A 23196-nucleotide genomic window follows, 5' to 3' on the forward strand; every position below is an offset into this window, starting at 1 on the left:
CAATTAATATTCCAATGATGATTCTGTCGCTTTAAAATATTTTTCTCGTGAAGGAGTCATTACCCGGATTGCTAATAAACAGGAAAGGAAAAGAATGAGTAACGAGCTACTTATTACAGTAATTTGAACGGAAAGAAATTGTGCGGATGCCCCAATTGCTAAAACGAAAAAGATTTGGATGAAATTTTTTATTGAATCAAACACGCTATCGATACGTCCTATCATATGTACAGGGATGTTATTTTGATAAAATGTGATAAAGCCAGTACCAGCAAATGATGAAGAAATGCCCAGTAAAATGAAACCGCCTGCCGCGACGATAAATGAATTTGAAAAGGCGAAAATTACATAACCTATTGCTGTGAAAATTGTCCCTAATCCGATACAATATTGCATTGGTAATCGTTTTGCAAAAAGAGAGACGAGAAATGAACCGGAAACGTAAGCAGCTCCAGTTATACTAACAAGCATACTGTATTCTATATCGGTTAAAAACAGTACTTGATTTGTGAAAACAACTTCTTGTGAATCGAGTGCCATAGCGACAAGCATAGTCGCTTGAAATAAAACGAATATGAGAATAATGTAAGTTTCCGTTCGAGCGAATGAAAAAACTTGTTTCCAATCACTTCGTAATGTTTGTACGAAAGTATTTGCAACCTCTTCGTTTTGCTTTGTTTATAATGTAATGTTTGGCAAGAAGTAAATGAGAATAGTAGAAAGTAGAAAGGAAAGAGAATTGCAGTAAATAACAAAGGATGCTGAGTGCGTGGTGAGAAGTATTCCCGCAAGAGCTGGACCGATGATAAAAGCACCATTTGTACATAAGCTATTCCAAGCGTTGAATTGAGCGCGCTCTTCAGCTCGTATGAGCATTGTTTTATAAGTAAATGAAGCTGGATCAAAAAATGATGTAGCGATGCGAGTTAAAAAGATAAACATATAAATGGCCCAAATAGAATCAAATAGTGGAATACAGCCAATGAGAGCTGCTCGAATGATATCTGTGATGAGCATAATAGAGCGTTTGTTTAATCGATCTACTATGCTACCAGACCATATTTTTGTAACAACGGTGGCAATTGGGCCAACAATCCATAATCCTGCTACAGCAGCAGGGGAGTTTGTACTATTTAATACCATTAAGTTTAGAGCGATGAGATACATAAAATCACCTAAACGAGAAATCCCTGTTCCCGACAATAATAATAATTTATTTTTCATAAACAAATGGCCCTTTCTTTCATTGTTTTTTAATCCTGCAGGAAATAGCGTATTCCTCTTCAGAGTTTGATTGACGAGCGGTTTTGTTTTCCCAGCGTAATAAAACTTGAGTAATCTCCCAAGTAAGCTGTTGTAATTCCTCTGGAGTTAAAAATAGATGAGATACAATATGACTACCTGTATTCGTTCCCTCTGTGCCGCTTTCTTCAATATAGAAATGAGCAGCTTTTGCCTTATAATATTTTTCAATAATCCCTCGTTTTTCCTTCGTGTCTACTAATTCAAGTAACCCTCCATCATATAAAATTTGAACGTGATAATGTACGCTACCAGCAGTTTTATTTAGTTTAGTAGCTACTTGCTTAGCAGTGAGTGCCTCGTCTTTTAAAAGGTGAAGAATTTGAATACGAGTTGCATTGGAAATGAGCTTCTGCTGTTCAGCTGAAATAGTGAGTCTATCGTCAAACATTATGGCACCTCCTCTCTTATAATCTAAATTTATTGTACATTCTAAAAAATTAGAACGTAAGAAAAATAAATCGCCTTTTTCCTTTGAATTTCGACATAAATAAAAATAGCATGTACATAAACATGCTATTAAGTAATAGTAGATTCTTCATTAAGTTTCCCGCGATAATACAAGAACAGCCATATAAAACTAACAAAAATACAGCATATAGCTAATAGGCTACCAATAACTTGCGGAGAAAGAATTTCTAAAAGCCATCCTGTAAAAAACATGGATAACTGAATAAGAGATCCGTAAATGGAATAATGGAATGAAAAAACTTTACCAATCATATTTTCGTGCGTGTAAGTTTGAAGTAATGTCGTATCAAGTGGAACGATGATTCCTCCTGCTATGCGCATACAGAGCAATGTAATGATACCGATAATAAGTTGATCGGATAAAATGAATGCGAGAAAGAAAATTCCTTGTAGTAAGTAGGCCCAACCAAATGCTTTTTTCATTTTTTCTTTATTATGGGATATATAAAGATTAACGAAAAGGCTTCCTATCATAAGCCCAGCCCCTTGAACCGTATATAAAATTCCGATATTCGTGTGAAAAATTTTTTCGGCATAGATCGTTAGAAGTAGCTGATAAGCGCCTCCAATAATCCCCCATGAAATGCCGACAAGAATTAATGTTAAAATGATTTTTGTTTGTAATATGTATGTATATCCATCTTTTATATCAGTCAAAAGTGCTTTTTTCTTATTAAAATTAATATGAGCAGGGATACTCATATTATAAATAAAATAGGCTGAAACAAAGTATGACAGGCTATTTACTAAAAAAGCGAACTCAATATGGAAAGACTGTGCAATTATCCCGCCTAAAGAAGCTCCCATAATAGACATAAAGCCATTCATTGTATTAGAAAGAGAGTTAGTAGTTACGAAATGATTTTGGTGTACGATATTTTTTAAAGTTGCTTGTTTAGCCGGCTCAAATAAACAAGAAAGTACAGATAAACATATATTAGAAATGAAAATAATTTCAATTTTATATAATGCAAATAAGTAAGTGAGGACGATCATGCCTCGTAAAATATCGGTGAAAATTAGAATCTTCTTTTTAGAAAAACGATCTACAACGCCGCCTATGAAAGGGCTAAGAAGAAGTTGGGGCAAACCTTTACTTATAAAAGTAAGTGCAATTATAAACGGAGATTCTGTAATACTATAGACGAATGTTAATAAAGCTACTGTATGAAACCAATCTCCAAGTACACTTAATGTTTGTCCATAAAATAGTCTTTTGAAGTTTTTATTTGTTTTAAGTAGTGTAGAATAAGAAACTGACATAAAAAGCTTAATCCTTATGTAATGATGATGTTTGAACTTGTTTTTTCCACTCGCTTACATACACTTTTTCTTCTGTAGGAAGTCCAACAGGTAATTGTGCAATCAATTCTAAACTATTTCCATCAGGATCGTTAAAGTATACGGCTGCATGTGCTAATTCAGGAAAAACAATTGGTTCAATTGGTTCCATTCCAAAGTCTTTTCGTGCTGAAATTCCTTTTTGATTTAGCCAATGAATCGCATTTTCTAAATCATGTAAGCTTACTTGAAAGGCGATGTGTCGTAAAGAGGGATGGTAATTCACTTTGTATTCTGTTCCTTCCCAAAGGCCGAGCCAACTTTCATTTTCTTTAATCCAAAAGAAGGCAATATCTTCGCCTCTTTTATATAATTTTAGTCCTAGCGATTCATAAAAAGATATTGATACTTCTAAGTTACGGACAGGTAAATGTGCTTCGTAAAGACCTTTAATCATTGTAATCCTCCTAAGTAAAAATGTTTCTTATTTCATAGTAAACATTTTTTTATTAGTTGAAATCACAAAAAAGAGGGACATAACTTCATACGAAAGTATGAAAAAACAGCTCAAATATGAGCTGTTTTCGTATAGTTTTTCGTTCATTTGTTAAGGATAGGATATATTAGTATCCGTATCCGCCGCCACCCCAACAGCTACATCCGATGATGATTAGAAGGATGAATAGTACGATAAGCAAAGCAAATCCACCGCCGAAACCAGCGCAACTTCCACCATAGCTCATATGTTTTCCTCCTTTTGAGTAAGTTAATCTATATAATTCATGGACTACTGTATACAATATGTTTTTTGTATGGAAAAGGAGCCAGTCTCTTTTGTAATTAGACAAATGCCTGTAGGGTCATTTTGATTGTATGTTTAGCTAGGAAGATGTGAAGAAATCGTTACATATTTTGCGATTTGTTCATAAAAAAATATAAAAATTGTAAAAAAAACCATTTTTATATTTTTTTATGAGAGGATTTGTACTATAATTTTACAAGTAATATTATGGGAAAAGGGAGTTTTAGTAAAGAGATGGAGATGGGAAAATTACACAATAAAATAGAACACAAAAAGAAAGAGCTAATTCAACTTGTTGCTAGACACGGATTGGATCACGATAAAGTTTTGTTATTTAGCCGAGATTTAGATATACTAATTAATAAGTTTATGAATGTAAAATATAAAGTACATAAATAATTTATAGTTTTTTATATTAAGATGTTTTATACAAGAAGGAGAGAATAGTATTTGGAATATTTACAAGAAGAGCTATATAAACAAATAAAAGAAGAAAAAGGTATTGTTACAATTTTTTTAAAGAGTGGCGTTAGAATAGTAGGAGAAGTTGTTGCGATAGACAAATTTACCGTTTTAATGTTAGTTGATGGAAAACAACAACTTATTTACAAGCAGGCTGTATCAACAATAGTGAAATAAGACACTCAATATGAGTGTCTTATTTCATTGTCTTTTGCAGGCTTCAACGTCAATGCCGGCAGCTAGTAATTTCTTTTCTCCATCTTGCTCGATGAGTTTTTGTAATTTAGATAGGAAAGAATCAAAGTTTGTATGCTTTGCTACTTGGAATGTCATTTTATGCTCAATCGGTAGCCACGTATCAATATTAGCTTCGTTATGCTGAATTTTTACCTCAAGTTTATCAAGTGCGTTAGCAACTTTTGCTTCGTACGTTTCTTTCGCTTCAAACTCCATCCATAAATCATATAATTCCTCACCGAGAGAACCTTTTAATGTGCGTTTAATATTTAAAATGGCTTCTTGCTCATTTATTTGTTTTTGTAATTGTAATTCATGACTATTCATTGTATCAAAAGCAGGAATATCACCAGCTTCTGCCTCGACTAGATCGTGAATAATAACCATTTTAAGTAATTTTTCAATATTTACTTTTTGATCTAAATAAGGCTCAACTAAAATGGCCATTAGAGACATGCGCCACGTATGTTCAGCAACGCTTTCTTGACGTCCGTTAGAAAGCCAACTATGTCGCATTTCATATTTTAGTTTTTCTGCCAGTGCAATGACTTGTAAAATGTTATGTTCCATCGTGATCCTCCTCATATTTCCATACTATAATTCTAATATGGAAATGAAATGTGTCAATTTTATGAGTATATTGCGATAAATAGATGATAAGGGTATAATACATATTATATGTGAAAACGCATTATTAAAATGAAAAAATGTTTTATAAAAATGAAAAGGGAAGGGCAGGAATATGGGAGACGAAAATCAAGTGTTTGCTAGACCAGAAAGAAAAAAAAGGAAGTTTGATATTTCTAGCCCAGTGGGCATAATAGTAGGTTTCGCCATTGTAACAGCAGCGATTATGCTTGGAGGCGGCGGAATAAAAGCTTTTAAAAACTTTTTAGATGTCTCATCTATTTTAATTGTTATAGGGGGAACAACTGCGACAATTGTTGTGGCATATCGATTTGGAGAAATAAAAAAATATACGAAAAGTATTTTCACTGTTTTACATAGAAAAGAAGAAGATTTAGAACAGTTAACGGATTTGTTTGTTGATTTTTCGAAAAAGTCTAAAAAACATGGTTTGCTTTCTTTAGAAGCGGATGGAGAGCAAGTAGACAATCCTTTTATTCAAAAAGGAATTCGGTTAATGTTAAGCGGTTATGATGAAGATGAATTAAAAGAAGTGTTAATGAAAGATATTGAAACAGAAGTGTATGAGTTAAGAAAAGGAGCAACATTATTAGATAAAATTGGTGATTTCGCTCCAGCTTGGGGAATGATAGGAACTTTAATTGGGCTTATCATTATGCTTCAAAACTTACAAGACACATCGCAAATTGGTACAGGAATGGCAGTTGCGATGTTAACGACATTGTATGGATCAGTACTTGCAAATATGATTGCAATCCCTCTTGCTGAAAAAGTGTATCGTGGTATTGAGGATTTATATACAGAGAAGAAGTTTGTAATTGAAGCGATTTCAGAATTATATCGCGGTCAAATTCCTTCTAAATTAAAGTTGAAACTTGATACATATGTATACGAAACAAAGATAAAAAAAGTAAAACGAGCAGCCTAATATTGCAAGGAGTGGTATGGTGATGATAAAACGACCGCAAAAAGGATCTCCTCGTTGGATGACGACTTTTACAGATTTAACGATGTTATTATTAACTTTCTTTGTATTACTAGTTGCTACATCAAAGCAGGATGCAGTAAAATTGTCAAAGATGCTTGAAAAGTTTAGTGACGTGGAGCAAGTAGATGCAAAAGTAATGGAAAATACAATACCAGATATTTCACATGAAAAAAATGATGAAAAAATGATCTCGAAAAAAAGAATGGATGAATTATATAAAAAGTTAAAAGCATATGTAGATAATAACGGTATTAGTCAAGTGAATGTATATCGGGAGGACACAGGGGTAAGTGTCGTTATAGTAGATAATTTAATATTCGATACGGGTGATGCGAATGTTAAACCGGAGGCGAAAGAGATAATAAGTCAATTAGTTGGATTTTTCCAATCAGTACCAAATCCGATTGTTGTTGAAGGGCATACAGATAGTAGACCGATTCATAATGACAAATTCCCTTCTAATTGGGAGTTGTCTTCAGCAAGAGCAGCAAATATGATTCACCACTTAATCGAAGTGTATAATGTGGATGATAAAAGGCTAGCTGCGGTAGGATATGCAGACACAAAGCCAGTTGTACCAAATGATTCACCGCAAAATTGGGAGAAAAATCGTCGCGTTGTAATATATATTAAAGAATAATATTTTTATTATTTTATTAATAAAATAATAAAAATATAGAAATTCTTTAAAAAAAATGTTAAATTTTCTTGTTTTATTTTGTATAATGGGTGAGAATGAAAAGCTTAAATATTAAGATATGCTTATACATAGAAGGAGAGAATTGAAAAGAATGGCACATAAAATTTTAGTTGTAGATGATGCAATGTTTATGAGAACAATGATTAAAAACTTATTGAAAAGCAGTACTGAATTTGAAATTATCGGTGAAGCAGAAAATGGAGTAGAGGCAATTCAAAAGTATAAAGAGCTTCAGCCGGATATTGTAACACTAGATATTACAATGCCAGAAATGGACGGACTTGAAGCATTAAAAGAAATTATTAAAATTGATTCAAGTGCAAAAGTTGTTATTTGTTCTGCAATGGGACAACAGGGTATGGTACTAGATGCAATTAAAGGCGGGGCAAAAGACTTTATTGTAAAGCCATTTCAAGCGGATCGTGTTATCGAAGCTTTAACAAAGGTAGCAAACAGCTAATATAGAAGGGGTGCCACAAGGAATCGAACAATGATAGTGTATAGAAATGTGGTACCTCTTTTTCTATTGTTTTTAAAACAGTAAATTGTTATACATAAATGAAATGTTTGTGGAGACAGGTAGGGGATTAAAATGCAAACAGATCTATTGAATATATTTTTTGAAGAGGCAGAAGAGCATTTACAATCATTAAATGAAAATGTACTAAATTTAGAACAGAATCCTGAAGATATGGAAGTTGTAGGAGAAATATTCAGGTCAGCCCATACATTTAAAGGTATGTCTGCAAGTATGGAATTTGCAGAGATGGCCGATTTAACACATAAGATGGAGAATGTTCTTGATGAAATTCGTCATGGAAACATAGTAGTAAATGCGGATATTATAGATGTTGTTTTTGAATGTATTGACAATTTGGAGAAAATGGTTGCAGATGTGCAACAGGGTGGTATGGGAAACATAGATGTTACCGCTACAAAACAAAAACTAGAAGTATTATTAAATGGTGATGTAGCAGGTGCCACGGAAAATCAAACTCAAGTTGAATTAGAGAGCGATGAAACAGTTTCTCATGAAATTCGTGTTACTGTAGAGCAGCAAGCAATCTTAAAAGCAGTACGAGCAATTATGTGTGTTGAGGCATTGCAAAATTTAGGGAACATAGAAAAAACAATTCCAAGTATTGAAGAAATTGAGGCGGATGCCTTTGGATTTGAATTTATAGTTTATATAAATTCAGATCGAAGTGAGGAAGAACTAAAACAAGCTGCACTTCATGTTTCTGAAATTGAGAAAGTAGAAGTAAAGCGGATTGAAAAAGAAAAAGCAGTTATCGAAGAGAAGGAGGAAGTTTTTCAGCCGGTAAGTAAGCAAACAGCAACTTCTTCTCAGCCAGCTGGTCAAGGGGCACCCCAAAAAGGAAATGCAAAAGGTAAAAATACAAAAGTAGAAAATCGTTCTATTCGTGTCCAATTAGAAAAAATTGAGCGATTGATGAATATGTTTGAGGAAAGCGTAATTGAACGTGGGCGTATTGATGAGTTGGCGGAAACGATTCAAAATAAAGAATTGATTGAACATTTAAATCGATTAGGGGATATTTCCAAAGATATTCAAAATGTATTATTAAATATGCGGATGGTACCGATTGAAACGGTCTTTAATCGCTTCCCACGTATGGTACGCATGCTTGCGAAAGACTTAGGGAAAAAAATTGATTTACAAATTACAGGTGAAGATACTGAAGTTGATAAAATCGTTATCGATGAAATTGGAGATCCGCTTGTTCATTTAATTCGTAACGCAATTGATCATGGCGTTGAAACAGTTGAAAAACGTCGTGATGCTGGAAAAAATGAAACAGGTACGATTAAATTAGAAGCGTTCCATAGTGGTAATCATGTTGTCATTCAAATTACTGATGATGGAAATGGTATCCATAAAGGTAAAGTGTTGGAAAAAGCAATCAAAAATGGTGTTGTAACGGAAGTAGAGGCCAATAAATTAACAGATCGTGAAGTGTTTGATCTTATTTTCCAACCTGGTTTCAGTACAGCTGAAGTTGTTTCAGATCTTTCAGGACGTGGCGTTGGATTAGATGTTGTAAAACATACGATTCATAGCTTAGGTGGGCATTTAATTATTGATTCCGAAGAAGGAAAGGGTAGTACGTTCCGTATTGAGCTGCCCTTAACACTTTCTATTATTCAATCTATGCTTGTTCAAACGAATGAAACGCGCTATGCCTTGCCTCTGGGTAACATTGTTGAAGCGATTCGAATTAAGAAAGAAGATATACAATCATTACAAGGTAAAGATGTTCTTAATTATCGAGATCAAATTATTGAAGTGAAACATTTAAGCGTTGTTTTTGGTGAAAAAACAGCAGATGAGGCGTTTGAATCATATGATAGCCAAATGGTTCCTATGTTAATCGTTCGAAATACACATCGAAGTTATGGACTTATCGTGAACACAATTATCGGTCAAAGAGAAATTGTCTTAAAATCATTAGGTGACTTCTTTGCAGAGAGTGCAAATCATTTCTCTGGTGCGACAATTCTTGGTGACGGACGGGTAGTCCTTATTTTAAACCCAGAAGGTTTATAATATGAATGAAACTCCCCAGTGTATATAATTGGGGAGTTTTTGGTTGGTTGAATAATAAAGTATATATTTATTTATATATGTTCACAAATTATATTATAAGTTTGTTAAAATATAACGAGTGTAATAGATAGTGTATATTATTTTTATGAAAAAATAGAAATGAGGAGGCGGGGAAAATGCCTGAACAACATACTAAAGGGGACACAGACATGCTTGTGTTAGAAAAAGAAAATCAGCCACTTACGTCTCAAGAGTGTGACATTCTTGGAGAGATTGCAAACATATCATTTGGTTCAGCTTCAACTATATTATCAACGATTTTAAATAGGCAAGTGAGTATCACTGCTCCTCATGTAGAGATAGTAGATTTATACGATACGAGAGAAATTGAAATTCCACATGTTGTATTAAATATTCATTTTACAAAAGGACTAGATATGGAGAACCTTCTTGTCCTTCAACAAGATGTTGCTTTGTCCATCGCTGATTTAATGATGATGGGAACAGGTGAGGTTGAAGAAGGAAAAGAGCTTGGGGAATTAGAACTCAGTGCAGTGCAAGAAGCGATGAATCAGATGATGGGATTTGCGGCAACATCTATGTCAGAGTTCTTCCAAGATACAGTTGATATGTCTCCGCCTACGATCAAGGTTGTAAAGTTAACGGAAGAGATGGAGAAGATTTCTGGTATTGACGGGAATACTACCATTATTAAAGTGTCATTTGATTTAAAAATAGATGATCTTGTAAACTCTAAACTTGTACAGATTGTATCAGTTGAGCATGCGAAACAAATGATAAATAAATTATTGCAACTATCTAATGGTGAAGAGCCAAAAACAATAGAAGTACAAGAGCAACCTGTGAAAGAACAGTTAACACAAGAAGAAAAGGATGTACTTGGGGAAATTGCTAATATTTCTATAGGATCGGCTTCGACTGTACTCTCGACATTGTTAAATCAGCCGGTAAATATTAGTACACCAAATGTGGAAACTATTGATGTTCGCCATTACGATGGTGTACCAATGCCGTTTGTTATTTTAAACGTTGACTTTGTTGAAGGTTTGAAAAATGAAAATGTGTTTGTATTTACGAAAGATGTTGCTTTAACAATGGTAGATCTTATGATGATGGGAACTGGCGAAGTTGATCCAGAACAAGAATTAACCGAATTAGAATTAAGTGGTATCAAAGAAATTATGAACCAAATGATGGGGCATGCGGCAACCGCAATGTCAGAAATGTTTATGGAGAAGATGGACATTACCCCGCCAACGGTGAAATTTGTTACATTAAAAGAGGAAATGGAATATTTAGGAGAAGGGACAGAGTGGGATGAGCTCGTCCAAATTACATTCAATATTGAAATTGGGGACCTTGTTCAGTCAAAAATGTATCAAATTCTGCCGATTCCAGAAGCGAAGGAAATGGCAAGACGTCTTCTTTATCCAGTTGTGGAGGGCGCGGTTGAAGAGGAAGAAACTGCTCAAGAGGTAATAGAAGAAAAAGAAATTCAAGTGCCAGTGGCACAGCCAATTGAGTTTCAAGAAATCAAGGCAAATGGTTCCGTTCGTATGGATACATCCATTCTGCAAAATGTAGATGTGAATGTGAAGTTTGTGTTTGGGAGTACAGTTAAAACAATTCAAGATATATTAAGTTTACATGAAAATGACGCAGTTATACTGGATGAAGATATTGATGAACCGATTCGAATTTATGTAAATAATGTATTAGTTGCGTATGGTGAACTTGTAAATGTTGATGGATTTTTCGGTGTGAAAGTTACAAAATCGTTATAAGACATCAAAATAGGAGTTTGAACAAATAGATGAAAAACATGAGACGTTTTCTCATTGGTTGGATGATATTACATCTACTTATATTGTTTCCTATGCAAAGTGAAGCAGAAGAAGATGTCGTTCAAGATCAAGATATAAGTAAAGTGGAGCAGCAAGAAGAGCAAAAACAAGAAGTTGAAGAGAAGGCGAAACAAGCAGAAAAGAAACAAATTGAAGATAGTAAAGAAGTAAAAGGAAATGAGCAAAAGATAGAACAAAATCAAGAAAAAAAGATCGAAACAGAGTTAGGTCTTGTTACGCTTAGCAAGCAGGATATTACGATTGGAGAAAAGGTTCGAATCGCTATAGAGCCGAAAGAGCAAAATATTCAAAGTATAAAAGGTATATTGCAATTACAAAAAAATGATGAGCAGTATGTACAAGAGAGAATGCTATCCTTTGAGTATGAAGAAGAAACAAAGCAATGGATTGCTTACTATAAAGCGGAATCGTACGATTTAGAAGGTGATTGGCATCTTCAGTTCATTCAAAGTCGTAAAGAGGTTGAAAAAGAAAAATTAATAGAGGCAGAAGCGAAGACTCCTCTCTTCCATATTAAAAATGAAACACCAGTTTTAGATAATGAACCTCCAAAGTTAGAGAAACTCATTATTGATGAGTCGAAAGACGGTATAGTGGAGCGTAAAAGCGGAGATTCTTTCAATATTCGTGTGAAAACATCAGATGTTGAGTCGGCTGTGAAAGAAGTGCGAGTTATTTTAACAGGCAAAGAGGGAAACAGTGATACTACCTTTTTTCTAGACTATAATAAGCGGGACATGGAGTGGCAAAAAACATATGAAATAACGGAAGCATTGTTAACTGGTACATATCGTCTTGTTGTTGAAATTACCGATGCGGCGGGGAATAAACTCGTTCAAGGGAGCGAGTATACCGTTTCAGTTGTAGAGCAAAAGCCGAAAGAGAATGAAAAGATAGAAGAACAAAAAAAAGAAGAAACGATTGAAGAAGGAAAGCAAAATGAGCAAAAAGTAGAGCAGCAAAAAGTAGAGCAGCAAGTGCTAGAGGAAGAGAAACCTCAAATTGTTCATATTCCGAACGAACAAGAAAAAATAAGTAATCTCAAAAAAGAAACACCGAAAATCCATAAAGAGAAATCAGATGAAAAGGATGATAAAGTAGTTTTAAAAAAGAAAGAAAAAGCGGAGAGTAAGAAAGAGGAGCAGGAACCTGAAAGTGAAAAAAGTATTCGGGCATCAAATGTATTTGCTATTATATCTGGGTTATTCGTATTATTCTTTGTTTTAAAAAATAATAAAGAGTGGGGCTAAGAAATACGAAGTTAAAGCTTCAGGGAGGTGTTTAAATGGAAATCAAACGCACTACCATTGAAAAGAAGACGTTAGAACCATTAAAACAGCCTGCTGCTATTTCGGAACACGAAGTACAGAAAGAGCGAAAGCAAAGCAATGTTGCGAATATGACTACGCAATCTCAAATCATTATGAAGAATAATGAAATAGGAATTTTACTAACAAGTCTTGCTGATGGGAAGGTATTAAAAGAAGTTCTTTCTAAGGAACTTGACACCGTATTGCAGTTGTTTTTAAAACTTCATACTCTTACAAAAGAAGGGCGACAATCAGAAAAAATCTATGAACAAATTGTGAGAAGTATAGAAGGTCTGATCAAACAAGCACATGTGAAAGGAATTCCTTTGTTAGATGGAACATATGACTTTGTTGAAGTACCGATGTCGTTTGGGAGAAAAATTCACATCCCGTTATTGGATATAAGCAGTCTTGTTTTTAGGGCGGAGCAGGATTCTTCGCAAGGAAATGTAAACTTACTTGTTGGAGTTATTACTGCTTACATTACAAAGCTGTCGAATGACACCATTTTAATGAGTGGTACACATATTGTTGCTAAAGATCGCGATGCAAGTGTATGGCGAGCGCTAGCTGAAATGAATATGACGCAGTTATCACATCAATTGAAAGAAATTGTGCAGCAACATAAATGGTCTATAAGTATTTGTTTTTCGCTTATATGGATCATTTGTATTATTTTGATTCGATGGTCATAGTGATTATATAATAAAAGGTCGCCGTTCTGTGTAAGAAGGCGACCTTTTATTATATTTTCTCATAAAAGAATGTATCAAAACGCTGAAGGTTATACTGTTCGGGGGCTAAAATTTGCTCGGTGCTACCGACAAATAATACACCGCCTTTTCGTAAAGAACGACTAAACTTTTCATAAAGTTTTCCTCTTGCTTCTTCTGTAAAATAAATCATGACGTTACGGCAAATAATTAAATCGTAATTTGTATCAAAGGACTGCGTTAATAAATCGTGTTGTTTAAATGTAACTTGTTGTTTAATATTTTGATTCAGTGTATATGTCTCGCTTTCTATTGCGAAATGACGTTTTTTGAGGGTTTCAGGTAATTCTTTTAGCGATCGCTCTGTATATTGACCTTGTTTTGCTTTTTCTAAAATATGGAAGTCTAAATCTGTTGCTTGAATTTCAAAGCGGAAAGCTGGTAATCGCTCTGATAAGATTAACGAGAGTGTGTAAGGTTCTTCACCGGATGCACATGCAGCACTCCATGTTTTTAATTTGCCGCTATTTTGTTCTAACAGTTTTGGAAGAACTTTCGTTTCTAGCGTTTTCCAACGTTCTTTATTTCTGAAAAATTCTGATACATTGATCGTAATGTGATCAATGAAACTTGTAAACAATTCCTGGTTGTTACGTAAGTCATTCAGGAAGTTTGTATAATTTTCAAAACCTTTTCGAAAAATGAAAGAATCAATTCTTCTGCGCATTCTGTCTTGCTTATAGGAACTAATGTCCATATTAAACTGCTGTTTAAAACTCGCTATAAAATAATTATAGTTTTGTTCAGTTATCATAGTTATAATAGGCACAATATGGTGTATTGTGCCTCCTCCTTTTTAGATGTGTTACATTATACGAATTTTTTGTTCAAAGCTCTTATTCATTTGTTTTTCATGTAGACCTGGTAAATCGTAAATAACAGCATCAATTCCAGCATCTTTTGCAACATCGACAGGAATAACCGATGTATGCTTATCGCCATTATAAAAACAGAAAACTAAATTACTATCTTCGACAATTTGTTTTACAAAAAACACATATTCCGATCGATAAATTGAATCGTATGAGTGATCAAAAGCGATATGTTGAGCCCCATATGTTTTTAAATAATCGACAACCTCTTGGAATTCGTCTGTTAGTAAATGCAACGGTTGCAGTGTATACAGACATAAATTTTGTGAGAATCTTTCGTTTTCAACGAAGAAACGAAGGACTTCATTTTCGATAGATTTGTAACATAATATGTAAATTTTATGTTTGTGAGCATAGTCGGATAAAAATTTTTTTATTTCTTCTCGATCTAATGCTGTTAATTGGTTTGAACCACAAAGAAAAATATTCATAGATTTGTGCCACCTCATGCTAAATTGTAACATATCTTCTGCAAAAAATAACTGCAAAATATCGTTATTCAGAGTATAATTATAAATAACTAGATTTTACGATTAAGTTAAGAAAGAAATAAAAAAATAAATAGGTGATATATATATGCTACGTTCTATTTCACATAATCCAATTTTAACGCATATTCCACCTGCTAACCAAATGCCGAAAGAAGCAAATACAAGAGCAGGTCTTGCTTTTTCGGATAATTTGCATGCAGATTCTAAAAAGGATAAATTGCTAGAACAAATGGAAGCACTTATCGATAATATTGGAGAGATTAAAGGGAAAATTGAATTAGAGTTAACGCTCGATAATGTGATGGAATACAAAAATACAGTGAAATCATTTTTGAATTTCTATGTTGATAATGTATTGCAGTACAAAGATGTGATGTCGCGCCATCCGAGATATGGATATTCGCAAAAAATGACAATTGTGAAACAAGCTCAAACGGGCTTAAATGATTTAGAGGATGTTATGAATTTAATTAATACAAAAACAGGTCATTTAGAAATGTTAAATCAAATTGGAGAAATTCACGGTTTAATTGTGAACTTAGTGTTGTAAAAAGGAAGGAAGAGTTATGTATATACAATTATATGAAAAACTTGTTATCATACAAAAAGCATATGAGAATATTATTGTGCTTGGGGAACAAATTTATGAGAATTTAAAACAAAAAAATGTGAATGAAGTACAAAAATTACAGGTAGAACAACTACATTATGTAGATGGTGTGAAACAACTGACAACTTCTTTTCAAGAAATGATTATGCAATTTTGTAAAGAAAATGGGGTCGAACCATTTCGTATGCGTTCACTATTTTCGTATTTCTCAGAAGAAGAGATTGAAAAAATAGAAGAACTACAAAACATATTAGCTACACTAGAAGAAAATGTGAAAATGCTTCTTTTAAAAAATCAATATTATTTAAACGTACTATTAAAAACTACAGAAAGTATTGTGGATTCTGTTTCTGAATACAATATGGAAAAGAATCATAATTCGCAAATCTTTATAAATGAGTTATTGTAAAGGAGAAGTGAAAAAAAATGAGGCTATCTGATTATAATACACCGCTATCTGGTTTGTTAGCGGCACAAGTGGGTATGCAAACAACCCAGCAAAACCTTACTAACATTCATACACCAGGATATGTGCGTCAAAAGGTAAATTACGGGTCTGTTGGGCCAAGTAATGGGTATAGACCAGAACAACAAATTGGTTACGGTGTCCAGACATTAAGTGTAGATCGTGTTACGGATGAAGTGAAAACGAAACAATATAATGAACAATTATCCCAGCTTTCTTATTATAGCTACATGAATTCTACTTTAGGTCGAGTAGAATCAATGATAGGAACAACTGGGAAAAGTTCATTGTCAAGTTTAATGGATGGTTTTTTTAATTCATTTCGTGAAGTGGCGAAAAATCCAGAGCAAGCAAATTATTATGATACATTAATGGCTGAAACAAATAAGTTTACTAATCAATTAAATCGACTTGGGAACAATTTTGCAGAAGCTTTCAATCAAACAAAACAAGATATTGAAGGTCAGGTTAATCAATTTAATCGCCTTGCAAATAGTTTAGCAGAGGCAAATAAAAAAATAGGAGAAGCTGGCACACATGTACCGAATCAACTCTTAGATGAAAGAGAGCGAATTATTACAGAGATGTCTCAATATGCTAATATCGAGGTTTCATATGAATCAATGAATCCTAATATTGCAAGTGTTAGAATAAATGGCGTGTTAACAGTGAATGGACAAGATACCTATCCGCTTCAATTACAAGAAAAAAAAGAACCAATTTCTGTACAAATTTATGGATCAGATATTTCGTTAAACGGTGGCTCCATTGCCGCTGCTATTCATACAAAAGATAAAATTGCTGGTTATCAAGAGGATTTAGAAGAATTAATGAGTGCTATTAAAAAACAAGTAAATGACATTATGAAAAAAGACTTCTTTGTGGGCGAAAATATACATAAAATTCAGATCAACCCAGACTTTGCAGATGACTTTACAAAAATGAAAATGTCTGTTGATACAGCAAATCAACTGGCAAAAGTATCAGAGGAACCATATAAAGAAGGTCTTACTTATAAACAAGCGCTAGATCAGTTTCTTGTTGGGATAGCATCCGATAAAAATGCAGCGGGTGCATTTGAAAATATTCATGAAGATTTACTAAATGGAATTCAACAAGAAAAGATGAGTTTAGAAGGTGTTAATATGGAAGAAGAAATGGTCAACTTAATGGCCTTTCAAAAATATTTCGTGGCCAATTCAAAGGCAATTTCGACGATGAATGAAGTGTTTGACAGTTTATTTTCAATTATTCGATAAAGTGAAATTAATTAATTTGTAAAGAGGGAGATTTTATGAGAGTATCTACATTTCAAAATGCAAACTGGGCTAAAAACCAATTGATGAGCTTAAATGTTCAACAGCAGTACCATCGTAATCAAGTTACTTCAGGAAAGAAAAATCTTTTAATGAGCGAAGATCCTCTTGCAGCAAGCAAGTCGTTTGCAATTGAGCATTCATTAGCAAATATTGAACAAATGAAAAAAGATGTAGCAGATTCTCAGAATGTACTAAAACAGACAGAAAGTACATTACAAGGTGTTACTAAGGCATTATCAAGAGTCAATGAACTAACAATTCAAGCTTTAAATGGTCCAAATGGTCCAAATGAATTAAAAACGATTGGTACAGAAGTTGATCAATTATTAAAACAAGTTGTGTATTTAGCGAATATGAAAGAACAGGGGCGCTATCTTTTTGGGGGAGAAAGTGTGGAACAACCGCCTTTTAAAGAAGATGGTACATACCAAGGTGGAAATAAAGACGTTAAGTGGAAATTGAATGATGGTTATGAAGTGAAGGTTTTCCGCAAAGGGGATGATGTATTCTCTTCAACCATTCAAACGTTAAATAAAATGCGAGATGCATTGCAAAAAGGTGATCAAAAAGCACTAGAGCCATTATTAGAAGAAAATAAGCAAAACTTAGATAAGACGCTTAATCAAACGACAGAATTAGGATCAGTAATGAATACATTGGATTCATTTAAAACGATTTTAAATGAGCAAAACGTAGCACTTCAAGAAAATCGAAAAGAAATTGAAGACGTTGATTTAGCCGTAGCAATTTCTGATTTAGCTTATATTAATGCAACGTATGAAGCAACATTAAAATCAGTAAGTACGATGAGTAAAATTAGTATTTTGGATTATATGTAAATAGAATAGGGAGTGAAAGAGAATGGCAGGTACTACAATAACTAATATAGGCGGTAAACAGCAAATTTGGAATCTAGGAAATAATATAATTGATACTTCTAATTTAGTAAGCCTAGAACTACAAGCGTTAGAAATGAAAAAAACACCTTATAACAATCAGAAACAAACGTTAACAAATGAAAAACTGATTTATGCGAGTATGAAAAAAGAATTTGGAAGCTTTGTACAAGTTTTTAAAGATTTGAATGCATTTAAAGGGAATGAAAAGAAAACAACAACGTCAAAAGATGGATTTGTTACAGCTCAAGCGGATGCTTCAGCCATTGCAGGTACATACAAGATTACTGTTGAGGAGATTGCGCAGCGTCATCAAATTACAACTGCTCCAAAAGATCCAACAGATCTTACAGGAAAAATTAATTTAGATGATAAGTTTGGAAAAGATGATTCATTTCAAATTAATGGTAAGCCTGTTGAGATTACGAAGGATATGACATATAAAGATGTAGTTAATAAAATTAATAATGGAAATTATGGTGTATCTGTATACTCTTTAGGTGGTCATCTGTTTTTCGCATCGACTACAGAGGGAGAAGAGGGTGCAATAAAATTAACTGATGGAAGTAATGGATTCTTAAAAAGTATAGGTTTAGTAGATGATACTGGGGCCATTGCTCATGAAGTTACGAAAGCATCTGATGCTAAATACACGATAAATGGAATTTCTGAAACTAGTAAATCTAATAAAGTTACTACACTTCCTGGTGTAACCATTAATTTAGAAAAAGAAACAACGGAACCAATTACTTTAACAATTAATGATTCTGATGTGAAGGAGTCTATCGATTTAATAAAAAAAATGAAAGATGAATATAACAAAGCTGTTTCAAGTTTAGATTTGTTTGCTGGTAAGAATGGAGCTATGCAAGGAAGTAGTGTAGCATTTTCTATTCAAAATGCTATGACAAGTATTTTTTCATATTCTCAAGATAAAACATTCATGTTCTCTTTTGGTATTCAAGTTGATAAAACTGGAATTATGACGCTTGATGAAGCGAAATTAGCAACTGCTTTTAAAGAGAATCCAGAAACAGCAAAACACTTTTTCTTCGGTTTCAATGGTTTAGGGCATGATATGGAGAAAAAGCTCGATGGAATATTTGGTGACCAAGGCTTTATTGGGAAACGTTCTAAAAGTATTGAGGAACAAGTGGGAAAATTAGATGAAAAAATTAGTAACATTGATACGATCAATAAAACAAAACAAACAGCAATTATTGATAAGTATGCTAAGTTAGAAAGTACACTAGCATTACTCGATAATCAATTAAAAACAATCAAAGCAATGACAAAACAAAAAAGTGATGATTAATAATTGGTAAGGAAGTGAAAACATGCAAGCTTGGCAACGATATATGCAAAATGACATTATGACAAGTAATCCGATTAAAAATACAATCTTTGTTTATGAAAGATGTATCATTGAATTTCGTAAACTGGAAGAGTTACTTACTACTTTTCAGTTGCAAGAAGGGGAGGCACTTCTTGAAAAGCTAGATCGTATTTTTGAAGAATTGAAGTTACAGTTAAATCCCGAGATTACAAAAGATTTATATGATAGTCTATTTAGTTTATATGATTGGATTAGTGGGCAAATTCAATCAATGAAAATAACACGTGCAGCAACAGAGGTTGACACGATTGTAAAAGTGCTACAAGATTTAATAGATGGTTACCGCGGGGCGTTAGAAAATGAATAATGATATTTATCAAGCATTTGTTGGTTGTTTTAATGGAATAGGTGAGCTTGAGGTATCTGAGGAAGAATTTTCGGAAAAGAGTGAAATGCTAAATCGCTGGATGATGACATTAGATGATGAAGAACGTGCAAAAGTTGCAGAAAAAGTCAGTCCATTCATTATAAAAGCTGCTCAGCATATTCGAGATAAGCAAACAATATTAGAAGAAATGATTATGTCAAACGAGGGGCGTATGAAAGCAAATTCATTCTACGGTAAATATTAATCCGTTAAAATGTATTGTAGGCTTATGAGAGTAGGGATTTACTTATTTAAACGTAAGGGAATCCCCTAGCTTTTTAAGCTGGAATTATTAAGTACAACATGTCGATGATAGATGTTTCACTTTATGGGGATAGGTAGAAGTAGAATGGCTTGTTTAAAAAAATGTATATTTTCTCTTTTTTCTTATCTTGTTTTTTGTATTATTTTTTATATTTTTTTATTTTTCTAAAGACAATATTGCAAAAATGACATAAAATATTTAAGGGTACAAAATAAATTTTTATTTTAATAAATAAATGAATATAAGGAAATGAATCATGAAGTGAAACTTCTATCAGTGGATGATCGTTTATACGAGAGAATGTTGGGAAAGAAAGGGTGTGGAATATGCCAGATTTAGTTAGTGATGTGGGTCACTATATGAACTATTTAGTAACAAAACGAAATACAGTTTCTAATAATATTGCAAATGCAAATACACCTGGTTATAAAGCACAGGATGTTACATTTTTAGAACAAATGCATATGAGTAACGGGTTGTACAAAAAAAATGCCGCTGATTTGCAGATAAATCCTAGCTTATATCAAACAAATGAGATGCATTTGCCAACAGCAAATGCGAAAAATACATACGCAAAGATTCAGACGAATTCGATGCAAACAAATAAAGATGGAAATAGTGTCGATGTAACAACAGAAATGCTAGATTTAGTGAAAACAAATCAGTTATATGGCATTTCAATTAATGCGATTAATACGCAGTATACAATTAATCAAGCAGCACGAGGACGTTAAGGATAAAGGAGAGACAACTATGTTTCAAGCAATCAATTCAAGTGGATCAGGACTAACAGCTGCAAGAAAGTGGATGGAAGTTACTTCTGATAATATTGTTAACGTTAATACAACAGGAGCGCCAGATGGAGAACCATATCGTCGTCGTAGTGTTGTGTTAGAGTCAAATAACAATTTTGCAAATATGTTGGAAGGGACTCCGAATAGTGGGGTTAAAATAAAAAGCATTGAATCGGATCCAAATGAAAATCTTGTCTATGATCCGTCGCACCCGCATGCGAATGAAGAAGGGTATGTTCGTTATCCGAATATTGATGTGACAGCTGAAATGACGAATGTAATGGTTGCGCAAAAAATGTATGAGGCGAACACAAGTGTACTAAATGCAAATAAAAAAATGCTCGATAAAGATTTAGAAATTGGCCGAGGATAATAGAGAAGAGGGAAAGTATGAAAATTGAACCAATGATGAATACACAAGTATTTGGAACAATTCAACCAATTGGTGCGTCGAAAACTTCACAAACAGCTACTGTTGAAGGCAAAAAGTTTATTGATTTATTAGAAGATATGAATCAAACACAAAACAATGCGCAAACAGCAGTATATGATTTGCTTACAAAAGGTGTCGGAGAGACGCATGACGTGCTCATCCAACAAAAGAAAGCAGAATCACAAATGAAAACAGCGGCTGTTGTACGAGATAATCTCATTGAAAGTTACAAACAGTTAATCAATATGCAAATTTAGGAAAATGGACGGGTGTGTTTAAATGGAAAAGATAAAGAATGTTTTCCAATCGTTAAAAACGTGGCATAAGCTGGTTATTGGTGCCGCGCTTTTAGCGATTGCAACAGGAGCACTTTTATATTTCACCTTGCCAGATAAATACGTTGTTGTATATCAAAATTTAAATGATACAGATAAGCAAGAGATTACAGCAGAATTATCAAAGCTAGGTGTCGATTATCAACTAGCAACCGATGGATCGATTCGTGTTCAAAAGAAAGATGCTCCTTGGATTCGAAAAGAAATGAATGGAATGGGTTTACCGTTTAACTCGAAAAGCGGAGAGGATATTTTATTAGAAAGCTCACTTGGATCAAGCGAACAAGACAAGAAGATGAAACAGCTTGTCGGTACAAAGAAGCAACTTGAGCAAGATATTGTTAGAAACTTTGCGACAGTTGAAAGTGCAAACGTTCAAATTACATTGCCTGAAAAAGAAACAATTTTTGATGAAGAGAAAGCAAAAGGAACGGCTGCTATTACAATTGGTGTTAAACGTGGACAAATGTTGACAGAGGATCAAGTTGCAGGAATTCAGCAGATGATTAGCGCAGCAGTTCCAGGTGTAAAGGCAGAAGAAGTCAGCGTTATTGATAGTAAAAAAGGCATCATTTCAAAAGGAGCGGATGCATCTCATAGTACAAGCTCATCTTCATATGAGAAAGAAGTAGAGATGCAGCAGCAAATTGAAGGTAAGTTAAAACAAGACATTGACGCAACATTAATGACGATGTTTAAACAAAATGAGTTTAAGGTCAATACAAAAGTAAACGTCAATTATGATGAAATCACACGCCAATCAGAAAAATATGGTGATAAAGGTGTGCTTCGTAGTCGACAAGATCAGCAGGAACGTTCGACTGCACGAGAAGGTGCTCAGAATAGACAAGCTGCCGGGATAACAGCGAATGGTGAAGTTCCAAATTATGGGACGAATAACAATCAAAATGGAAATGTTGTCTACGATCAAAATAATGAGAATAAGATTGAGAATTACGAAATTGATAAAACGGTTGAAACAATAAAAAAACACCCTGAATTAACAAAGACAAATGTTGTTGTTTGGGTAGATAATGATACATTAGTAAAACGAAAAATTGATATGACAACTTTCAAAGAAGCTATTGGAACAGCTGCTGGTTTACAGATAGATCCAAATGGACAATTTACAAACGGTCAAGTAAATGTTGTTACCGTTCAATTCGATCAACCAAAATCAGAAACAAAAAAAGAACCAGAAGCAAGTGGTTTTAACTGGTGGTTAATTGGTGGGATTGCTGGTGGGCTTCTCGCATTAGGTGGTCTATTATGGTACTTCTTAGCAAAACGTAAGAAAAAGAATGAAGAAGAACTAGAAGAATTTGATTCACTCGCGGAAGAAGAAGTGGCTGCTACTGAGGAAGTTATTATGGAAATTCCAGAAGAAAAACCAGAACCAGAACCAACAGAACCAACAGAACCAACGTTAGATGACCAAGTGCAAGAAGCTGCGAAAGAGCATGTAGAAGGCACTGCGAAAGTTATTAAAAAATGGTTAAATGGACAGTAAGGGAGGAAAAACA

Annotated in this window: 27 protein-coding genes and 1 pseudogene; 20 read left to right on the forward strand and 8 right to left on the reverse strand. The window is 33.7% G+C overall.

The genetic code is table 11. The features are described from left to right. Positions 1-3: 3 nt before the first annotated feature. The 5 genes and pseudogenes from CO726_RS08095 to CO726_RS31435 all read right to left on the reverse strand — a co-directional run bounded on the left by CO726_RS08095 (position 4) and on the right by CO726_RS31435 (position 3797). Positions 4-1224 (reverse strand): annotated as a pseudogene (locus tag CO726_RS08095) (MFS transporter). 19 nt (positions 1225-1243) lie between these two features. Further along, entirely contained in the window at positions 1244-1693 is a 450-nt protein-coding gene (locus CO726_RS08100) for an ArsR/SmtB family transcription factor (RefSeq protein ID WP_071770099.1), read from the reverse strand. Positions 1694-1821: 128 nt separating this feature from the next. Then, positions 1822-3036 (reverse strand): MFS transporter, encoded by a 1215-nt coding sequence (locus tag CO726_RS08105; RefSeq protein WP_099683905.1) that lies wholly within the window; start codon positions 3034-3036, stop codon positions 1822-1824. A gap of 7 nt (positions 3037-3043) precedes the next feature. Beyond that, on the reverse strand, positions 3044-3511 hold the full coding sequence (locus CO726_RS08110) for a VOC family protein (protein ID WP_099683906.1): 468 nt from the start codon (positions 3509-3511) through the stop codon (positions 3044-3046). 166 nt (positions 3512-3677) lie between these two features. Further along, positions 3678-3797: a YjcZ family sporulation protein gene (locus tag CO726_RS31435; protein WP_000120179.1), complete on the reverse strand. Its 120-nt coding sequence runs from the start codon at positions 3795-3797 to the stop codon at positions 3678-3680. Between the two features lie 239 nt (positions 3798-4036). Here CO726_RS31435 and CO726_RS08120 point away from each other — a divergent pair, with 239 nt between their 5' ends. Both CO726_RS08120 and hfq read left to right on the forward strand, forming a co-directional pair. Further along, positions 4037-4255: an aspartyl-phosphate phosphatase Spo0E family protein gene (locus CO726_RS08120; RefSeq protein WP_098760483.1), complete on the forward strand. Its 219-nt coding sequence runs from the start codon at positions 4037-4039 to the stop codon at positions 4253-4255. Between the two features lie 51 nt (positions 4256-4306). Further along, positions 4307-4495, forward strand: a complete 189-nt coding sequence (gene hfq / locus CO726_RS08125) for an RNA chaperone Hfq (protein WP_098760482.1) — start codon at positions 4307-4309, stop codon at positions 4493-4495. A 24-nt stretch (positions 4496-4519) separates the two neighbouring features. Here hfq and CO726_RS08130 read toward each other — a convergent pair whose 3' ends face one another. Further along, a complete protein-coding gene (locus CO726_RS08130) occupies positions 4520-5125 on the reverse strand; it encodes an HD domain-containing protein (RefSeq protein WP_099683907.1) in 606 nt (201 codons plus the stop codon). Between the two features lie 172 nt (positions 5126-5297). On the opposite strand from CO726_RS08130, the gene CO726_RS08135 reads away from it, so the two are divergent. The 7 genes from CO726_RS08135 to CO726_RS08165 all read left to right on the forward strand — a co-directional run bounded on the left by CO726_RS08135 (position 5298) and on the right by CO726_RS08165 (position 13351). Further along, on the forward strand, positions 5298-6131 hold the full coding sequence (locus CO726_RS08135) for a flagellar motor protein MotP (protein ID WP_098760480.1): 834 nt from the start codon (positions 5298-5300) through the stop codon (positions 6129-6131). Between the two features lie 22 nt (positions 6132-6153). Beyond that, entirely contained in the window at positions 6154-6831 is a 678-nt protein-coding gene (locus CO726_RS08140) for an OmpA family protein (RefSeq protein ID WP_099683908.1), read from the forward strand. Positions 6832-6982: 151 nt separating this feature from the next. Beyond that, complete coding sequence (locus tag CO726_RS08145) at positions 6983-7351, forward strand: response regulator (protein WP_098760478.1); 369 nt, start codon at positions 6983-6985, stop codon at positions 7349-7351. Between the two features lie 132 nt (positions 7352-7483). Then, positions 7484-9460 (forward strand): chemotaxis protein CheA, encoded by a 1977-nt coding sequence (locus CO726_RS08150; RefSeq protein WP_099683909.1) that lies wholly within the window; start codon positions 7484-7486, stop codon positions 9458-9460. Between the two features lie 176 nt (positions 9461-9636). Further along, positions 9637-11265, forward strand: a complete 1629-nt coding sequence (locus tag CO726_RS08155; protein ID WP_098760476.1) for a flagellar motor switch protein — start codon at positions 9637-9639, stop codon at positions 11263-11265. Positions 11266-11294: 29 nt separating this feature from the next. After that, entirely contained in the window at positions 11295-12596 is a 1302-nt protein-coding gene (locus CO726_RS08160) for a transglycosylase (protein ID WP_099683910.1), read from the forward strand. A 35-nt stretch (positions 12597-12631) separates the two neighbouring features. Continuing rightward, positions 12632-13351: a hypothetical protein gene (locus CO726_RS08165; protein WP_099683911.1), complete on the forward strand. Its 720-nt coding sequence runs from the start codon at positions 12632-12634 to the stop codon at positions 13349-13351. 49 nt (positions 13352-13400) lie between these two features. Here the strand turns inward: CO726_RS08165 and CO726_RS08170 are convergent, their stop codons facing one another. Both CO726_RS08170 and CO726_RS08175 read right to left on the reverse strand, forming a co-directional pair. Further along, positions 13401-14183, reverse strand: coding sequence for a CheR family methyltransferase (locus tag CO726_RS08170; protein WP_136699469.1), 783 nt, complete (start codon positions 14181-14183; stop codon positions 13401-13403). 51 nt (positions 14184-14234) lie between these two features. Then, the gene (locus CO726_RS08175) at positions 14235-14732 is read right to left on the reverse strand and encodes a flagellar motor switch protein FliG (RefSeq protein ID WP_099683912.1); all 498 of its coding nucleotides are present in this window, start codon (positions 14730-14732) and stop codon (positions 14235-14237) included. 145 nt (positions 14733-14877) lie between these two features. On the opposite strand from CO726_RS08175, the gene CO726_RS08180 reads away from it, so the two are divergent. From CO726_RS08180 to fliF, 11 genes are all read left to right on the forward strand, one after another. Further along, positions 14878-15342, forward strand: coding sequence for a YaaR family protein (locus CO726_RS08180; protein WP_098760471.1), 465 nt, complete (start codon positions 14878-14880; stop codon positions 15340-15342). Between the two features lie 16 nt (positions 15343-15358). Next, complete coding sequence (locus tag CO726_RS08185; protein WP_098760470.1) at positions 15359-15811, forward strand: hypothetical protein; 453 nt, start codon at positions 15359-15361, stop codon at positions 15809-15811. Between the two features lie 17 nt (positions 15812-15828). Further along, the gene (gene flgK, locus CO726_RS08190) at positions 15829-17127 is read left to right on the forward strand and encodes a flagellar hook-associated protein FlgK (RefSeq protein ID WP_099683913.1); all 1299 of its coding nucleotides are present in this window, start codon (positions 15829-15831) and stop codon (positions 17125-17127) included. Positions 17128-17162: 35 nt separating this feature from the next. Next, the gene (locus CO726_RS08195) at positions 17163-18026 is read left to right on the forward strand and encodes a flagellar hook-associated protein 3 (protein WP_099683914.1); all 864 of its coding nucleotides are present in this window, start codon (positions 17163-17165) and stop codon (positions 18024-18026) included. 22 nt (positions 18027-18048) lie between these two features. After that, entirely contained in the window at positions 18049-19398 is a 1350-nt protein-coding gene (locus tag CO726_RS08200; protein WP_099683915.1) for a flagellar hook-associated protein 2, read from the forward strand. Positions 19399-19420: 22 nt separating this feature from the next. After that, positions 19421-19786: a flagellar export chaperone FliS gene (locus tag CO726_RS08205; RefSeq protein WP_099683916.1), complete on the forward strand. Its 366-nt coding sequence runs from the start codon at positions 19421-19423 to the stop codon at positions 19784-19786. Then, on the forward strand, positions 19779-20051 hold the full coding sequence (locus CO726_RS08210; protein ID WP_098760465.1) for a flagellar biosynthesis protein FlgG: 273 nt from the start codon (positions 19779-19781) through the stop codon (positions 20049-20051). Before CO726_RS08205 ends, CO726_RS08210 begins: the two co-directional genes overlap by 8 nt. Before the next feature lie 386 nt (positions 20052-20437). Next, complete coding sequence (flgB, locus tag CO726_RS08215) at positions 20438-20845, forward strand: flagellar basal body rod protein FlgB (protein ID WP_099683917.1); 408 nt, start codon at positions 20438-20440, stop codon at positions 20843-20845. Between the two features lie 19 nt (positions 20846-20864). Beyond that, on the forward strand, positions 20865-21278 hold the full coding sequence (gene flgC, locus CO726_RS08220) for a flagellar basal body rod protein FlgC (protein ID WP_098760463.1): 414 nt from the start codon (positions 20865-20867) through the stop codon (positions 21276-21278). Positions 21279-21295: 17 nt separating this feature from the next. Then, positions 21296-21595 (forward strand): flagellar hook-basal body complex protein FliE, encoded by a 300-nt coding sequence (gene fliE, locus CO726_RS08225; RefSeq protein ID WP_099683918.1) that lies wholly within the window; start codon positions 21296-21298, stop codon positions 21593-21595. Between the two features lie 22 nt (positions 21596-21617). Then, the gene (gene fliF, locus CO726_RS08230; protein WP_099683919.1) at positions 21618-23183 is read left to right on the forward strand and encodes a flagellar basal-body MS-ring/collar protein FliF; all 1566 of its coding nucleotides are present in this window, start codon (positions 21618-21620) and stop codon (positions 23181-23183) included. Positions 23184-23196 lie beyond the last annotated feature (13 nt).

It is taken from the genome of Bacillus fungorum, assembly GCF_002746455.1.
Lineage (GTDB): Bacteria > Bacillota > Bacilli > Bacillales > Bacillaceae_G > Bacillus_A > Bacillus_A fungorum.

Coding starts and splice junctions, on each gene's coding strand:
- CO726_RS08100 (WP_071770099.1), bottom strand. CDS start 1,693: ATGTTTGACGATAGACTCACTATTTCAGCTGAACAGCAGAAGCTCATT.
- CO726_RS08105 (WP_099683905.1), bottom strand. CDS start 3,036: ATGTCAGTTTCTTATTCTACACTACTTAAAACAAATAAAAACTTCAAA.
- CO726_RS08110 (WP_099683906.1), bottom strand. CDS start 3,511: ATGATTAAAGGTCTTTACGAAGCACATTTACCTGTCCGTAACTTAGAA.
- CO726_RS31435 (WP_000120179.1), bottom strand. CDS start 3,797: ATGAGCTATGGTGGAAGTTGCGCTGGTTTCGGCGGTGGATTTGCTTTG.
- CO726_RS08130 (WP_099683907.1), bottom strand. CDS start 5,125: ATGGAACATAACATTTTACAAGTCATTGCACTGGCAGAAAAACTAAAA.
- CO726_RS08135 (WP_098760480.1), top strand. CDS start 5,298: ATGGGAGACGAAAATCAAGTGTTTGCTAGACCAGAAAGAAAAAAAAGG.
- CO726_RS08140 (WP_099683908.1), top strand. CDS start 6,154: ATGATAAAACGACCGCAAAAAGGATCTCCTCGTTGGATGACGACTTTT.
- CO726_RS08145 (WP_098760478.1), top strand. CDS start 6,983: ATGGCACATAAAATTTTAGTTGTAGATGATGCAATGTTTATGAGAACA.
- CO726_RS08150 (WP_099683909.1), top strand. CDS start 7,484: ATGCAAACAGATCTATTGAATATATTTTTTGAAGAGGCAGAAGAGCAT.
- CO726_RS08155 (WP_098760476.1), top strand. CDS start 9,637: ATGCCTGAACAACATACTAAAGGGGACACAGACATGCTTGTGTTAGAA.
- CO726_RS08160 (WP_099683910.1), top strand. CDS start 11,295: ATGAAAAACATGAGACGTTTTCTCATTGGTTGGATGATATTACATCTA.
- CO726_RS08165 (WP_099683911.1), top strand. CDS start 12,632: ATGGAAATCAAACGCACTACCATTGAAAAGAAGACGTTAGAACCATTA.
- CO726_RS08170 (WP_136699469.1), bottom strand. CDS start 14,183: ATGATAACTGAACAAAACTATAATTATTTTATAGCGAGTTTTAAACAG.
- CO726_RS08175 (WP_099683912.1), bottom strand. CDS start 14,732: ATGAATATTTTTCTTTGTGGTTCAAACCAATTAACAGCATTAGATCGA.
- CO726_RS08180 (WP_098760471.1), top strand. CDS start 14,878: ATGCTACGTTCTATTTCACATAATCCAATTTTAACGCATATTCCACCT.
- CO726_RS08185 (WP_098760470.1), top strand. CDS start 15,359: ATGTATATACAATTATATGAAAAACTTGTTATCATACAAAAAGCATAT.
- flgK (WP_099683913.1), top strand. CDS start 15,829: ATGAGGCTATCTGATTATAATACACCGCTATCTGGTTTGTTAGCGGCA.
- CO726_RS08195 (WP_099683914.1), top strand. CDS start 17,163: ATGAGAGTATCTACATTTCAAAATGCAAACTGGGCTAAAAACCAATTG.
- CO726_RS08200 (WP_099683915.1), top strand. CDS start 18,049: ATGGCAGGTACTACAATAACTAATATAGGCGGTAAACAGCAAATTTGG.
- CO726_RS08205 (WP_099683916.1), top strand. CDS start 19,421: ATGCAAGCTTGGCAACGATATATGCAAAATGACATTATGACAAGTAAT.
- CO726_RS08210 (WP_098760465.1), top strand. CDS start 19,779: ATGAATAATGATATTTATCAAGCATTTGTTGGTTGTTTTAATGGAATA.
- flgB (WP_099683917.1), top strand. CDS start 20,438: ATGCCAGATTTAGTTAGTGATGTGGGTCACTATATGAACTATTTAGTA.
- flgC (WP_098760463.1), top strand. CDS start 20,865: ATGTTTCAAGCAATCAATTCAAGTGGATCAGGACTAACAGCTGCAAGA.
- fliE (WP_099683918.1), top strand. CDS start 21,296: ATGAAAATTGAACCAATGATGAATACACAAGTATTTGGAACAATTCAA.
- fliF (WP_099683919.1), top strand. CDS start 21,618: ATGGAAAAGATAAAGAATGTTTTCCAATCGTTAAAAACGTGGCATAAG.